General features: G+C 46.8%; 10 protein-coding genes, 2 rRNA genes and 2 pseudogenes (1 of these 14 running past the window's edge). 13 read left to right on the top strand and 1 reads right to left on the bottom strand.

Features of this window, described 5'->3' with window-relative positions; genetic code table 11:
• The first annotated feature begins 42 nt into the window (after positions 1 to 42).
• The 4 genes and pseudogenes from cysK to tnpC all read left to right on the top strand — a co-directional run bounded on the left by cysK (position 43) and on the right by tnpC (position 3,682).
• On the top strand, positions 43 to 966 hold the full coding sequence (gene cysK, locus DH10bf12_RS04365) for a cysteine synthase A (protein ID WP_471737362.1): 924 nt from the start codon (positions 43 to 45) through the stop codon (positions 964 to 966).
• Positions 967 to 1,359: 393 nt separating this feature from the next.
• The gene (gene tnpA, locus DH10bf12_RS04370) at positions 1,360 to 1,686 is read left to right on the top strand and encodes an IS66 family insertion sequence element accessory protein TnpA (protein ID WP_471736260.1); all 327 of its coding nucleotides are present in this window, start codon (positions 1,360 to 1,362) and stop codon (positions 1,684 to 1,686) included.
• A complete protein-coding gene (gene tnpB, locus DH10bf12_RS04375) occupies positions 1,683 to 2,042 on the top strand; it encodes an IS66 family insertion sequence element accessory protein TnpB (RefSeq protein WP_204731097.1) in 360 nt (119 codons plus the stop codon). The genes tnpA and tnpB overlap by 4 nt, the downstream gene beginning before the upstream one ends.
• Before the next feature lie 39 nt (positions 2,043 to 2,081).
• Positions 2,082 to 3,682: pseudogene (gene tnpC, locus DH10bf12_RS04380) on the top strand (IS66 family transposase).
• Positions 3,683 to 3,897: 215 nt separating this feature from the next.
• On the opposite strand, the pseudogene murB reads toward tnpC, so the two are convergent.
• Positions 3,898 to 4,797: pseudogene (gene murB / locus DH10bf12_RS04385) on the bottom strand (UDP-N-acetylmuramate dehydrogenase); the annotation flags it as partial.
• Positions 4,798 to 5,065: 268 nt separating this feature from the next.
• Between murB and pabB the strand changes: the two are divergent.
• From pabB to DH10bf12_RS04430, 9 genes are all read left to right on the top strand, one after another.
• The gene (gene pabB / locus DH10bf12_RS04390; RefSeq protein WP_471737363.1) at positions 5,066 to 6,472 is read left to right on the top strand and encodes an aminodeoxychorismate synthase, component I; all 1,407 of its coding nucleotides are present in this window, start codon (positions 5,066 to 5,068) and stop codon (positions 6,470 to 6,472) included.
• Positions 6,469 to 7,059, top strand: a complete 591-nt coding sequence (gene pabA / locus DH10bf12_RS04395; protein WP_471737364.1) for an aminodeoxychorismate/anthranilate synthase component II — start codon at positions 6,469 to 6,471, stop codon at positions 7,057 to 7,059. Before pabB ends, pabA begins: the two co-directional genes overlap by 4 nt.
• Entirely contained in the window at positions 7,056 to 7,898 is an 843-nt protein-coding gene (gene pabC, locus DH10bf12_RS04400) for an aminodeoxychorismate lyase (protein WP_471737365.1), read from the top strand. The genes pabA and pabC overlap by 4 nt, the downstream gene beginning before the upstream one ends.
• Positions 7,899 to 7,908: 10 nt before the next feature.
• Positions 7,909 to 8,721, top strand: coding sequence for a dihydropteroate synthase (folP, locus tag DH10bf12_RS04405; protein WP_471737366.1), 813 nt, complete (start codon positions 7,909 to 7,911; stop codon positions 8,719 to 8,721).
• 1 nt (position 8,722) lies between these two features.
• Entirely contained in the window at positions 8,723 to 9,085 is a 363-nt protein-coding gene (gene folB, locus DH10bf12_RS04410; RefSeq protein ID WP_471737367.1) for a dihydroneopterin aldolase, read from the top strand.
• Positions 9,086 to 9,607: a 2-amino-4-hydroxy-6-hydroxymethyldihydropteridine diphosphokinase gene (folK, locus tag DH10bf12_RS04415; protein WP_471737368.1), complete on the top strand. Its 522-nt coding sequence runs from the start codon at positions 9,086 to 9,088 to the stop codon at positions 9,605 to 9,607.
• 207 nt (positions 9,608 to 9,814) lie between these two features.
• Positions 9,815 to 11,302 (top strand): lysine--tRNA ligase, encoded by a 1,488-nt coding sequence (gene lysS, locus DH10bf12_RS04420; RefSeq protein ID WP_471737369.1) that lies wholly within the window; start codon positions 9,815 to 9,817, stop codon positions 11,300 to 11,302.
• A 368-nt stretch (positions 11,303 to 11,670) separates the two neighbouring features.
• Positions 11,671 to 13,220: ribosomal RNA gene (locus DH10bf12_RS04425) — 16S ribosomal RNA — on the top strand.
• 251 nt (positions 13,221 to 13,471) lie between these two features.
• Positions 13,472 to 15,825: ribosomal RNA gene (locus DH10bf12_RS04430) — 23S ribosomal RNA — on the top strand; it runs 571 nt beyond the window's last position.
• Together the 16S and 23S rRNA genes form the textbook arrangement of a ribosomal RNA operon.

The raw sequence follows: 15,825 nt of genomic DNA on the forward strand, positions 1-15,825 counted from the left end.
TATAAAAACCGATCACATTACTAGGGATTAGGAGTGAGGAAAATGGTACGCATTGCAAATAATATTTCTGAATTAGTCGGTCAGACGCCGATTGTTAAATTAAATCGCCTGACAGATGAAAATTCAGCTGAGGTTTATCTGAAGCTTGAGTATATGAACCCCGGCAGCAGCGTAAAGGATCGTATTGCGCTATCAATGATTGAAGCAGCTGAACGTGACGGTAACCTGAAAGAAGGCGACACAATTATTGAGCCGACAAGCGGTAACACAGGGATCGGGCTTGCGATGATCGCTGCAGCAAAAGGCTACCGCTCTGTTCTTGTCATGCCTGAGACGATGAGTATGGAAAGAAGAAACCTGCTGCGCGCGTATGGTGCTGAGCTTGTACTGACACCCGGTCCGGACGGAATGAAGGGTGCAATTAAAAAAGCAGAAGAACTTGCAGAAGAAAAAGGGTACTTTATGCCACAGCAGTTCAAAAATGAGGCGAATCCTGAAATTCACCGCCGCACAACAGGTAAGGAGATCGTTGAGCAGATGGAACAGCTCGATGCTTTCGTATCCGGTATTGGTACAGGCGGAACGATTACCGGTGCAGGTCAGGTGCTGAAAGATCATTATCAAGATGTGAAGATCTATGCGGTTGAGCCTGCAGATTCACCAATTTTATCAGGCGGAAATCCCGGTCCTCATAAAATCCAGGGAATCGGCGCAGGGTTTGTTCCTGACATTCTTGATACAAAAATCTATGATGAAGTGATTCAGGTAACAAACGACCAGTCATTTGAAACGGCAAGAAGAGCGGCGAGAGAAGAAGGTATTCTCGGCGGGATTTCATCCGGTGCAGCGATTTACGCAGCGCTTGAAGTTGCGAAAAAAATGGGTAAAGGTAAAAAGGTGCTTGCTGTTATTCCGAGTAACGGCGAACGCTACCTGAGCACACCGCTTTATCAGTTTGAAGATTAATGTTTGGGCAGTCTCTTAGCGGAGACTGCTTTTTTGTTTGGTTTCTTTTATAGTGGGAAGGGGTGTTCGTAGGATAGACGGTGATGCTCGTGGAACTGCACGTTGTGTTCGGAGAAACGAAGCGATGATTCTTAGAGTAGACAGGGATGTTCTTAGAATAACAGTAAGCGTCAAACGAACCACACCTTCTGTTGTGTAACCTTCCGTGACAAAATGAAGGAAATCAAATATGTAACGAACGTGTTCAATCAAGCTACGATTTTTTCTACTTTCTCTTCACATAGACATTTCAAACGGATCTTAAGCCAGATGAAATGCTCCTTTCTTCGAAAGGTACACCGACTGCCTCTTATCCTATGAACACATTGGTTATATGGAAGGTGTGGTTATTGAATGGATGTAAAAGAAAGCTCAAATCACGTGCCAAGTGGATACGTAGAAAAGATGTCGCGTATCTATGAAGAGTGGCGTGAAAGTGACTTATCATTAAAAGCATTTTGCGAGACTCGGGATGAAGTCACGTACAGTCAGCTTCATTATTTTAGAATGACTTACCGGCCAGAGGATATCCAACAGGAACGTCCAACTGGATGGGCAAAAATCAATATGCAATCCCCTACTACGAAGCTCGACCTGCACGTAGGGCCATATAAAGTTGTGATCCCTCCGGGATTTGATAAAGAATTATTAACTGAACTGCTGGAGGTGATCACGCCATGATTCTTCAACCGGAATCTATACGCAATATATACCTCGCTCAAGGCGTGACAGATATGCGATTATCCATTGATGGTCTTGCGGCCATCGTACAGGAAACGTTTGAATTAGATCCGTGTTCTTCAGATATCTTTTTGTTTTGTAACCGTGAACGGGATAAAGTGAAGATTCTACACTGGGAGCACAATGGTTTTTGGCTGTATTATCGCAGACTTGAAAATGGCCGATTCCGTTGGCCCGAAGGGCGTGAAGATGAAACCACTTCTCTGAACCCTAAACAGTTAAAGTGGTTGTTAGAAGGACTGACGATTGAAGATGGAAAAGTTCATCCGAAACTTTCCGGCATGAAAGTTATATAAGGGGTAGACCTCAGACAGAAGGTGTCGTACCCTAGGGGTATGAAAAAACAAACGACACCTTCTCATCCTAAAACTTCAAATAAAGACCGCATTCATGAACTGGAAAAGCGTAACGAAGAGCTCGAAGCTCTTGTCTCTTGGTATGAAGGCCAATTCAAACAGCTTCAAACCGAGAAATTCGGCCGTTCCAGTGAAAAGACGAATACCTCCGATGGTCAGATTGAACTTCCACTTTTTAATGAAGTAGAGATCACTCAAGATTCAGCACATGAAGAACCACAGTTAAACGAAAGCGATCTCGTTTCAAGCACTCAAAAAAACAAGCGAAAGCGTTCATCACATGAACTGAACCTTCCGGTTGAAAAAGTCACTTATCATTTACCTGAAGCTGAACGAAATTGCGAAAGCTGCGGGCATGACCTACACGTTATGACGACAGAAACAAACCGCACACTTGAAATTATTCCGGCCAGTGTCAAAGTCACTGAACACGCGCAAGAAGTATATGCTTGCCGTCAGTGTCAGGAATCTGGGATTGAAACACCTATTATCAAAGCGCCAAAACCGGCATCAGTCTACCCTAAAAGCATGGCATCTGCCTCATCGATGGCTTACGTGCTGACCCAAAAATATCAATCTGGTCTCCCTCTGTACCGTCAGGAACAGCTCTTTAAACAACAGGGGATTCCTCTTTCGAGACAGACAATGGCGAACTGGGCAGTTTATGGGGCTGATCAATGGTTATCACCATTAGTGACACAGATGAAGGCTAAAATGATGAAGGAAGCTGTCTTACATGCAGATGAAACGTCTGTTCAAGTGCTGAACGAAGAAGGTCGTGCAGCTTCATCAACTTCTTATATGTGGCTCTATCGGACTGGTCAGACTTCTTTTCCGTGCGTGGTTTACGATTATAAAACCACTCGTGCCGGAAAAAATCCGAAGGAGTTTCTTAAAGACTTCAAAGGATTTCTTCATGTGGATGGCTATGCAGGCTATCACAAAGTTGCGAACGTGAAACTGTCAGGTTGTTGGGCGCATGCGCGAAGATACTTTGTTAAAGCTGCCAAGAGTGCCCCGAAGAAAAAAGGGGAACTGTTAAACCTCCCTGAACAGGCAGTTCAAAAAATTGGGCAGCTGTATAAGATTGAAAAAGAAATACGAGAGCTGAACTTAAATAGCGATAAACGTCACCAGCTTCGAAAAGAAAAAAGCCTGCCAATTGCGGAGGCTTACTTCGAGTGGCTGAAAAAAATTCGTCCAACTGTGTTGCCGAAAAGCCCTTTGGGCGAAGCCATTGTATACTCACTCAATCAAAAAGATGCTTTGCTTACCCCTTTTCAGATGGTCGACTTGAAATTGATAATAATTTAGCTGAACGTAGTATCAAACCTTTTGTGATCGGCCGAAAAAACTGGTTGTTTTCGAATTCGATGAAAGGCGCAGATACCAGCGCACTTATTTACAGTGTGATCGAATCAGCTAAAGAAAATGATCTAAAACCGTTTGAATATCTCACTTATTTATTTGAAAAAATGCCAAACACAAATCTGTCTGATCAGCAGAATCTGGATCAGTTTCTGCCGTGGTCTAAACAAATACCTGATCACTGTCGAATTGAAAAAGTAAACAAGCATTAAGTAAAAGCCGTCCCGAAGGGTACGGCTTTTCTGTTGCCTCAAATATCATCATCAAAATAATCAATGTGTGTTTGCTTTGACGCTTACGAATAACAGCCTTGGTTCGTAGAAAAGTACCTTTTGACCTGTGTCTATTCTGTCTCGCTTCAAGCTGTCCCGCACAATACAAAAAACCGGAACCCAGCCCCAGGGCTAAGTTCCGGCTCAAAGCTTATTTATGCCCGCCCAATCACGCGGACTTCCTTTTCTAAATCAACACCAAACTTCTCTTTTACCGTTCTTTGCACGTGTTTAACAAGATTCAGATAATCTTTTGCCGTTGCATCGCCTTTATTGACGATGAATCCGGCATGCTTCAGTGATACCTGGGCACCGCCGATCTGTACACCCTGCAGGTTGGACTCCTGAATCAGTTTCCCGGCGAAGTGACCTGGCGGGCGTTTGAACACGCTGCCGCATGAAGGATATTCAAGAGGCTGCTTTGATTCACGCAGATACGTGAGTTCATCCATTTTCGCTTTGATCACATGCTGTTCGGCTTTTTCAAGGACGAATTCTGCTTCAAGAACAATCCAGTTCTCATCAGGGATTGCGCTTGTGCGGTAATCGAATGCCATTTTTTCAGCAGGCAGTTTTTCGACGTTGCCTTCAGGCGTAAGCACTGTAACATGCGTACACACATCCTTAATTTCCCCGCCGTAAGCACCGGCGTTCATGTAGACCGCGCCGCCGACACTTCCCGGAATGCCGCATGCAAACTCCAGTCCGCTTAATGAGTGATCGTGTGCAGCCCTTGATACTTCAATAATCGGTGCACCTGACTGAACAATGATCTTTTCAAAGTCGATGGTCATATTCGTCAGTGAAGTGGTTAAAATGACTAATCCTTCGATGCCGCCGTCCTGGATCAATACATTGGATCCATTGCCGAGCACCATCCATGGAATATTATTTTTTTTCGCAAAGGTAACGGCTTTCGTCAATTCTTCAATTGACTCAGGAATCGCAAGGTAATCTGCATTCCCGCCGATTTTTGTATACGTATAATCTTTTAAAGGTACATTCTTTTGAATCATATTGTGCCTCCTGTGTAATTCTGCTTTCTGTAAGTATAGTCACAGTTTGCAAGGGACGTTCGCAATTTACAATAAAACCTGCTGGTGATTTCCACGGTTTACGCTTCTGTCACAGCTGAGTTGTGGGCATAGTTACATACAAAAACTCCTCCTGCAGAAAAGAGCCTGCCAAAAGGAGCCGCTTTAATGAATAAAGTATATGGAAATTCATCGAAAACGTCAATTTTTTATCGGATGTCCCTGTACCACCTGATGAATTGTTTCGTGTATGATTGAGACAGAGTCTGCTTACTGGGAGTGAATCTTCTTGAGTTCATATACAATAACTTATCAAACGACAAAAACAAATTTAGATACATTTTATTATACAGCACAAAAAATGGCTGTGCATGAGGAACGCCACCTGTTTTTAGAAAGTGGCAGGGGCGGCCGGTACAGTATTGCCGGTATTAAGCCATTTGCCTGGGCGAGCGGAAAAGACAATCGGCTTTCTGTATTTGAAGATGGGGAAGAGAAGATTTTCAATGGGGACGTACTGAAAAGTCTCCTTGAGTGGATGTCTCCTTACCGATCGGAGCCGATTGCTGAGCTTCCTGATTTTCAGGGAGGAGCGATTGGCTATATCAGCTATGATTATGTGCGTTCGATTGAAAAGCTTCCGGATACGACAGAGGATGATCTTGGCCTGCCGGATGTATGCTTTTTAGTTTTTGATGAATGGATGGTCTTTGATCATGAGACTGGCACGCTTTACTTCATGGTGCTTCACCATTACGCAGAGCCTGCGGATGAGAAGCTTGAAGCCTTAGTACGTCAGTTTAAAACGGCTGAAACGTCAGCTGCTCCTGAGCGGACAACACCGCGAAAACCATCTGACGAGATGACTGTTTCAATGGAGGAAGCATCATTTTACGATGCGGCTGAAGCGATTCGTCAGTATATCGCACAGGGAGATGTATTCCAGGTAAACCTTTCTGTCCGTCAGTCAAAGCCGCTTGCAGTGGAGGCTTCGGACGTTTATGAGGAAGTGCGAAAGCTGAATCCGTCACCGTATATGTCTTACCTGCATTTACCGGATATGCAGATCGCTTCAGCGTCACCTGAGCTTTTAGTGAAAAAAGCAGGGACCGAGCTTAGTACAAGACCGATTGCAGGTACGCGCTCACGGGGAAAGACGCCTGAGGAGGATCAGTCACTCGCAAATGAGTTAATTCATAATGATAAAGAGCGTGCTGAACACGTCATGCTTGTGGATCTTGAACGCAATGACCTTGGCCGGGTGAGTCAGTACGGCAGTGTGGAAGTCAATGAATTCATGGTGATTGAAAAATACTCACACGTGATGCATATCGTCTCAAATGTCCGCGGTACACTGGACGAGCAATATGATGAGGCGGATGTCATCAGAGCAGTATTCCCGGGTGGTACGATCACAGGCGCGCCAAAAGTCCGCACGATGGAGATCATTGAGGAATTGGAGCCAGTCAGAAGAGGTCTGTACACAGGGTCGATCGGCTGGATCGGTTTTAACGGGGACCTTGAATTAAATATTGTGATCCGTACAATGCTTGTAAAAGACGGGCAGGCGCATGTCCAGGCAGGGGCTGGTGTTGTAATCGACTCCCATCCGAAAAGGGAATATAAAGAGTCGCTTAAAAAAGCACGTGCTCTCTGGCAGGCGAAGGATCAGGCGGAAGGAGTGACAACGCAGTGATTTTGATGATTGATAACTATGATTCATTTACGTATAACCTCGTTCAATTTTTAGGGGAGCTTGGGGAAGAGCTGATAGTAAAACGGAATGATGAGATCACAATTGAAGAGATCAGGCAGCTGAACCCTGACTTTCTCATGATTTCACCGGGACCGTGCAGCCCGGATGAAGCGGGAATCAGCCTTGAAGCGATCCGTGCATTTGCCGGGGAAATTCCGATTTTTGGCGTCTGTCTCGGTCACCAGTCGATTGCACAGGTGTTCGGCGGAAATGTTGTACGTGCCACACGCCTGATGCACGGCAAAACGTCAGAGATGTATCATGACGGAAAAGGCGTCTACAAAGACCTGCCGATGCCGTTCACTGCCACGCGCTATCACTCGCTGATCGTGGAAAAGCATACGCTGCCGGATGAACTGCTGATTACCTCCTGGACAGACCAGGGTGAAATCATGGGGATCCGCCACCAGACGCTTGCCATTGAAGGTGTGCAGTTCCACCCGGAGTCGATTATGACTGATCAGGGTAAAAGACTGCTTCGAAACTTCCTGGATGCCTACCGCGTCTGCGAGGCAGAAAGCGTATGAAACTCTGGTTAAATGGAGAGATCATAGAAGAAGCTGATGCGCGTATCTCACCTTTTGATCACGGGTTTTTGTATGGAATGGGTGCGTTTGAGACGTTTCGCACGTATGATGGTTTTCCATTTTTAATAGGCGACCACTTAAAAAGACTCCAGTTTGCGATGAGTGAAATGGGGATCGAGTCAGACTTGAACACAGAAGATGTGAAGCAGATGGTCACGCAGCTGAGAGAAGCCAATGGCGGCGCAGATGGCTACTTCCGTTTAAATGTGTCTGCCGGGGTAAGAGGGGTTGGGCTCGACCCTTCCCCTTATACTGAGCCGGTGGTGATGCTGCTTCAAAAACCCCTCACACCGCCGCCTGCAGAGCGTCACGCGCAGTGGCTGAAGCTTCGCCGTAATACACCTGAGACTGCTATCAGGCTGAAATCGCATCATTATTTTAATAACCTTGCTGCGAGAAAAGAAGTGATCGATGCGAAAACTGAAGGCATCTTCCTGACTGAAGCCGGTGTGATCTCAGAGGGTCTTGCGTCCAATGTGTACTGGGTAAAGGAAGGTACGCTTTATACGCCTGACCTTTCAACCGGAATGCTTGAAGGGATCACAAGGAAAATGGTGCTCTCACTTGCACGGGCTAAAGGCATTTCTGTAAAAGAAGGGCGCTTCACGCCAGAAGAAGCAGAAGGAGCCAGTGAGTGGTTTTTATCTAATTCCATTCAGGAAATCGTCCCCATTACACAATTTGAGGGACGGTCTTTTCCGGCAGATGGACCAGTATACAGCTTCTTAAAATCTGTATATCAAGAAAAAACAAAGCTGCACATTGAGTCAGTTAAATGAGGTGAACGACATGAAGGCGGGAACATATACGCTGGATTTTACGAAAAAAACATATGTCATGGGTATTTTAAATACAACGCCTGATTCATTTTCAGACGGTGGCAAATTTAATACGGTGGATGCGGCCGTCGTACATGCAAAACAGATGGCTGCAGACGGCGCTGACATCATTGATATCGGCGGAGAGTCTACAAGACCCGGTTATACACCTGTATCGATTGAAGAAGAGATCGAACGGGTGGTACCTGTGATTGAAGCGGTGCGCCGTGAAGTGGACCTGCCCATCTCGATTGATACGTTTAAAGCAAAGACAGCTGAAGCAGCTGTAAAAGCAGGTGCCCATCTCATTAATGATATCTGGGGAGCAAAATATGACCCTGAAATCGCTGAAGTGGCTGCAAAACACAACGTGCCGATTATTTTAATGCATAATCGGGAAAAGCGTGACTATGAACATTTCATTACTGACGTTGTGCGTGACCTTGAAGAAAGTATTGTGATTGCAAAATCAGCAGGTGTACCGGACGAACAAATCATTTTAGATCCGGGAGTCGGCTTTGCCAAATCGTTTGAACAGAATATTGAAGTGACAAAAGAGGTAGATCGGATTGTCGCGATGGGCTACCCGGTACTGCTCGGCACTTCACGTAAATCGATGATCGGCAATATCCTGGATCTTCCCGCAGAAGAACGGACTGAAGGAACCGGTGCGACCGTATGCTACGGTGTTCAAAAGGGCTGCCATATCGTCCGTGTTCACGATGTAAAAGAAATTGTCCGCATGACCCGTGTAATGGATGTGCTAATCGGAAAGGGTGAATGAAATGGATAAAATCAAGGTGAATGAAATGGAGTTCTATGGCTATCACGGCGTATTTATAGAGGAAACAAAGCTTGGCCAGCGTTTTCGTGTCAACGCAGTGCTTGAACTGGATCTGTCAAAATCAGCAGAATCAGATAACGTGGATGACTCTATCAATTATGCAGACGTCTATAACGTGTGCAAAGAAATTGTGGAAGGTCCGCCGCTTAAGCTTGTGGAGGCGGTGGCAGACAGAATCGCTTCACGTATGCTGAAGGAATTTGATCTGCTCGACCGTATCACGATTGAAGTCGTAAAACCTGATCCGCCAATTCCGGGTCATTATAACTCGGTTGCAATTGAGCTCACCCGGAGCAGAAGCTGAATGCATACAGCCTACTTGTCCCTCGGCTCTAACATTGGTCAGTCGAAAGAAAATCTTCAGGCAGCAGTAAAGCTGCTTGATGATGTTCCTTCTATAGAAGTGACCAGCGTTTCCTCCATTTATGAAACAGATCCGGTCGGTTATACTGATCAGCAGGTGTTTCTTAATATTGCAGTGAAGGTTCACACAAAGCTTAGTGCAGAAGAGCTGCTGAATGAAACGCAGCAGATCGAACAATCCCTTGGCCGTGAGCGGAAGGTTCATTGGGGCCCGCGCATTATAGACCTTGACATTTTGCTCTACAATACAGACAATATACAATCAGAAAGGCTGATCGTTCCGCATGCTTACATGCACGAACGCAGCTTTGTTCTTGTTCCGTTAAATGAAATTGCACCTGAGGCTGTGCACTCTCTGGCAGGGAGTACGGTGAATGAGCTCCTGCAGCAAACAGGCAGTGAGGGTGTTCGTCTATGGAAGCAAACTGTCTATCAGCGAAAAGAGAACTTCCTGGCGCTCTAGGATAAAACTGCCGTTTACATCAGGCAGTTTTTTTATGAAAAAGACGTTCGTATAATAGAAGATTTTGTTCGAGGCGTCTTTAACAGAGTTTAAGTAAAAAGCTTTTAGGGGTGTACGCGCGTTTTATATTGTGTAAAATAGACAGGTATTCAAAAGCACAGAGATATGATTTGAATCATAGATAAATGATTGAAAAGGAGTGATGACATGAGTCATGAAGAATTGAATGACCAGTTCCGCGTCAGACGCGAAAAGATGGAAGCAATACGTGAACAGGGTAAAGATCCATTTGGTAAACGCTTTGATCGCACGCATGCTTCAGAAGAAATTAAATCACAATTTGGTGAGCTATCTAAAGAAGACCTTGATGAAACAACACACGAGGTAACTGTAGCAGGGCGCATCATGACTAAGCGTGGAAAAGGTAAAGCAGGCTTTGCGCATATCCAGGACCTTCAGGGGCAAATCCAGCTATATGTTCGGAAAGACGCGGTAGGCGAAGAAGCATATGAACTCTTCAATACTGCTGACCTTGGTGACATTGTAGGGGTTAACGGAACAATCTTCCGCACGAAAGTAGGAGAGCTTTCTATTAAAGCGACTAGCTTTGAGCTGTTATCAAAGTCACTTCGTCCGCTTCCTGAGAAGTTCCATGGTCTAAAAGACGTTGAACAGCGTTATCGTCAGCGCTACCTTGACCTCATCACAAGTGAAGATAGCAAGAATACTTTTATTGCCCGCAGTAAAATCATCCAGTCAATGAGACGTTACCTGGATAACAACGGCTACCTTGAAGTGGAAACGCCAATGCTGCATTCAATTGCAGGTGGAGCGGCTGCGCGTCCATTCATTACTCATCACAATGCACTGGATATGGAGCTGTACATGCGTATCGCAATCGAGCTTCACCTGAAGCGTCTGATTGTTGGTGGTCTTGAAAAGGTGTATGAAATTGGCCGCGTATTCCGTAACGAAGGAATCTCAACGCGCCACAACCCTGAGTTCACAATGATTGAATTATATGAAGCATATGCAGATTATAACGATATCATGGATCTGACTGAAAATATGGTTGCTCACATCGCACAGGAAGTGCTCGGCACGACTGTCGTACCTTACGGCGATTTTGAGGTCGACCTTACACCAAAATGGACACGTCTCCATATGGTAAATGCAATTAAGAACGAGACAGGTGTAGACTTCTGGCAGCAAATGTCCAATGAAGAAGCGCACGCACTAGCAAAAGAACACGGAATTGATGTGAAAGACAATATGGAGTATGGTCACATCGTGAATGAATTCTTCGAGCAGAAAGTGGAAGAAACGCTTATTCAGCCTACATTCATTTTCGGTCACCCTGTAGAAATCTCACCTCTTGCTAAGAAAAATCCTGAGGATGAGCGCTTTACTGATCGTTTCGAATTGTTCATCGTAGGCCGTGAACACGCGAATGCCTTCACTGAGCTGAATGATCCGATTGACCAGCGTGAACGCTTTGAAGCGCAGATGAAAGAAAAAGCAGAAGGTAACGATGAAGCACATGAGATGGATGATGACTTTATTGAAGCACTTGAATACGGTATGCCGCCAACAGGTGGACTCGGTATCGGGATCGACCGTCTGGTTATGCTACTGACGAATTCTCCTTCTATTAGAGACGTACTGCTATTCCCGTTGATGCGTCACAGAGACTAATAACTAAAACCGCTGCCTTTTGCAGCGGTTTTTCTTATCAAATAACAATCGTGGAGATTCGACAGTTGCAGCTTCTGAAACAATCTTAAAATTAATTTTACCTTTTTAATAAAAAACTATTGTCACAATGTAAATGGCGTGATATATTATTATTCGTTGCCGCGATAACAAATGGCAGCAACAAAAAATAAAGTGAAAAAAGTTGTTGACATCATACTCGAAAAGATGATAAGATAACTGAGTCGCCAAAAAACGACACACACTTTAAACAAGAAGTACTTGAACCTTGAAAACTAAACAACCAAACGTCAACGTTTTAAGATTTTAAGTCTTTTTCGAACAAAAAAGACAATGAGCTTTTCAAACACTTTACGGAGAGTTTGATCCTGGCTCAGGACGAACGCTGGCGGCGTGCCTAATACATGCAAGTCGAGCGGACAGATGAGGAGCTTGCTCCTCAGATGTTAGCGGCGGACGGGTGAGTAACACGTGGGCAACCTGCCCTTAAGACTGGGATAACTCCGGGAAACCGGGGCTAATACCGGATAATTGAAAGAACCTCCTGGTTCTTTTATGAAAGGCGGCTTCGGCTGTCACTTAAGGATGGGCCCGCGGCGCATTAGCTAGTTGGTGAGGTAACGGCTCACCAAGGCAACGATGCGTAGCCGACCTGAGAGGGTGATCGGCCACACTGGGACTGAGACACGGCCCAGACTCCTACGGAGGGCAGCAGTAGGGAATCTTCCGCAATGGACGAAAGTCTGACGGAGCAACGCCGCGTGAGTGAAGAAGGTTTTCGGATCGTAAAGCTCTGTTGTCAGGGAAGAACAAGTACCATAGTAACTGATGGTACCTTGACGGTACCTGACCAGAAAGCCACGGCTAACTACGTGCCAGCAGCCGCGGTAATACGTAGGTGGCAAGCGTTGTCCGGAATTATTGGGCGTAAAGCGCGCGCAGGTGGTTCCAAAAGTCTGATGTGAAAGCCCCCGGCTCAACCGGGGAGGGTCATTGGAAACTGGGGAACTTGAGTGCAGGAGAGGAAAGTGGAATTCCACGTGTAGCGGTGAAATGCGTAGATATGTGGAGGAACACCAGTGGCGAAGGCGACTTTCTGGCCTGTAACTGACACTGAGGCGCGAAAGCGTGGGGAGCAAACAGGATTAGATACCCTGGTAGTCCACGCCGTAAACGATGAGTGCTAAGTGTTGGGGGGTTTCCGCCCCTCAGTGCTGCAGCTAACGCATTAAGCACTCCGCCTGGAGTACGGCCGCAAGGCTGAAACTCAAAGGAATTGACGGGGCCCCGCACAAGCGGTGGAGCATGTGGTTTAATTCGAAGCAACGCGAAGAACCTTACCAGGTCTTGACATCCCGGTGACCACACTGGAGACAGTGTTTTCCTTCGGGGACAACGGTGACAGGTGGTGCATGGTTGTCGTCAGCTCGTGTCGTGAGATGTTGGGTTAAGTCCCGCAACGAGCGCAACCCTTGATCTTAGTTGCCAGCATTCAGTTGGGCACTCTAAGGTGACTGCCGGTGACAAACCGGAGGAAGGTGGGGATGACGTCAAATCATCATGCCCCTTATGACCTGGGCTACACACGTGCTACAATGGACGATACAAAGGGCTGCGAGACCGCGAGGTTTAGCCAATCCCATAAAATCGTTCTCAGTTCGGATTGTAGGCTGCAACTCGCCTACATGAAGCTGGAATCGCTAGTAATCGCGGATCAGCATGCCGCGGTGAATACGTTCCCGGGCCTTGTACACACCGCCCGTCACACCACGAGAGTTTGTAACACCCGAAGTCGGTGAGGTAACCTTTTTGGAGCCAGCCGCCTAAGGTGGGACAGATGATTGGGGTGAAGTCGTAACAAGGTAGCCGTATCGGAAGGTGCGGCTGGATCACCTCCTTTCTAAGGAAATATGACTGGCTCTTTGGGTCAGATCATAAACGATTGTTGACTGTTTGGTTGTTTAGTTTTGAAGGGTCAAACCTTCAAAACACTGACTTTTTTCTCGTCTCTTCTATTGTAAGAGCGTTATGAGAAAAAAGCAGCTCGTTCCTTGAAAACTGGATAACGACATCAAAGTAAGAAAGATAACCGAGAATCGCCATCTTAGGGTTTTCTATATGAAAACTAATTAAGAAGTACCTTTTTAACTAGGTTAAGTTAATAAGGGCGCACGGTGGATGCCTTGGCACTAGGAGCCGATGAAGGACGGTACGAACACCGATATGCTTCGGGGAGCTGTAAGTAAGCTGTGATCCGGAGATTTCCGAATGGGGGGAACCCCTTATCCGTAATGGGATATGATCTTCCGCTGAATACATAGGCGGTTGAAGGCAGACCCAGGGAACTGAAACATCTAAGTACCTGGAGGAAGAGAAAGCAAATGCGATTCCCTGAGTAGCGGCGAGCGAAACGGGATCAGCCCAAACCGAAAGGCTTGCCTTTCGGGGTTGTAGGACACTCTATGCGGAGTTACAAAGGAAGCAGTTAGACGAAGCGGTCTGGAAAGGCCCATCACAGAAGGTAACAATCCTGTAGTCGAAAGCTGTTTCTCTCCAGAGTGGATCCTGAGTACGGCGGAACACGTGAAATTCCGTCGGAATCCGGGAGGACCATCTCCCAAGGCTAAATACTCCCTAGTGACCGATAGTGAACCAGTACCGTGAGGGAAAGGTGAAAAGCACCCCGGAAGGGGAGTGAAATAGATCCTGAAACCGTGTGCCTACAAGTAGTCAGAGCCCGTTAACGGGTGATGGCGTGCCTTTTGTAGAATGAACCGGCGAGTTACGATTTGATGCAAGGTTAAGCGAAAGCGGAGCCGCAGCGAAAGCGAGTCTGAATAGGGCGACATAGTATCAGGTTGTAGACCCGAAACCAGGTGATCTACCCATGTCCAGGGTGAAGATGAGGTAACACTCATTGGAGGCCCGAACCCACGCACGTTGAAAAGTGCGGGGATGAGGTGTGGGTAGCGGAGAAATTCCAATCGAACCTGGAGATAGCTGGTTCTCTCCGAAATAGCTTTAGGGCTAGCCTCATGTAGTAAGAGTCTTGGAGGTAGAGCACTGTTTGGACTAGGGGCCCCAACGGGTTACCGAATTCAGACAAACTCCGAATGCCAAAGACTTATCCATGGGAGTCAGACTGCGAGTGATAAGATCCGTAGTCGAAAGGGAAACAGCCCAGACCACCAGCTAAGGTCCCCAAGTAATCGTTAAGTGGAAAAGGATGTGGGGTTGCTTAGACAACCAGGATGTTGGCTTAGAAGCAGCCATCATTTAAAGAGTGCGTAATAGCTCACTGGTCGAGTGACCCTGCGCCGAAAATGTACCGGGGCTAAACGATTCACCGAAGCTGTGGATGAATCTCTATGAGATTCGTGGTAGGAGAGCGTTCTAAGCGCTGTGAAGTCAGACCGGAAGGACTGGTGGAGTACTTAGAAGTGAGAATGCCGGTATGAGTAGCGAAAGAAGAGTGAGAATCTCTTCCACCGAATGCCTAAGGTTTCCTGAGGAAGGCTCGTCCGCTCAGGGTTAGTCGGGACCTAAGCCGAGGCCGATAGGCGTAGGCGATGGACAACAGGTTGATATTCCTGTACCACCAACACATCGTTTGAGTAATGGGGGGACGCAGGAGGATAGGAGAGCACGCCGTTGGTTGCGCGTGTTTAAGCAGTTAGGCAGGAAATGAGGTAAATCCCGTTTCCGCGTAAGCTGAGCTGTGATGACGAGGGAAATTAGTACCGAAGTCTTTGATTCCACACTGCCAAGAAAAGCCTCTAGCGAGATGCAAGGTGCCCGTACCGCAAACCGACACAGGTAGGCGAGGAGAGAATCCTAAGGTGAGCGAGTGAACTCTCGTTAAGGAACTCGGCAAAATGACCCCGTAACTTCGGGAGAAGGGGTGCTCTATTAGGGTGCAAGCCCGAGAGAGCCGCAGTGAATAGGCCCAGGCGACTGTTTAGCAAAAACACAGGTCTCTGCGAAACCGTAAGGTGAAGTATAGGGGCTGACACCTGCCCGGTGCTGGAAGGTTAAGAGGAGTGCTTAGCGCAAGCGAAGGTGCGAATTGAAGCCCCAGTAAACGGCGGCCGTAACTATAACGGTCCTAAGGTAGCGAAATTCCTTGTCGGGTAAGTTCCGACCCGCACGAAAGGTGCAACGATCTGGGCACTGTCTCAACGAGAGACTCGGTGAAATTATAGTACCTGTGAAGATGCAGGTTACCCGCGACAGGACGGAAAGACCCCGTGAGCTTTACTGCAGCCTGATATTGAATTTTGGCACAGCTTGTACAGGATAGGTAGGAGCCTTAGAAACCGGAGCGCCAGCTTCGGTGGAGGCATTGGTGGGATACTACCCCGCTGTGTTGAACTTCTAACCCGCGGCCCTTATCGGGCCGGGAGACAGTGTCAGGCAGGCAGTTTGACTGGGGCGGTCGCCTCCTAAAGAGTAACGGAGGCGCCCAAAGGTTCCCTCAGAATGGTTGGAAATCATTCGAAGAGTGT

It is taken from the genome of Jeotgalibacillus sp. 10bf12, assembly GCF_055597105.1.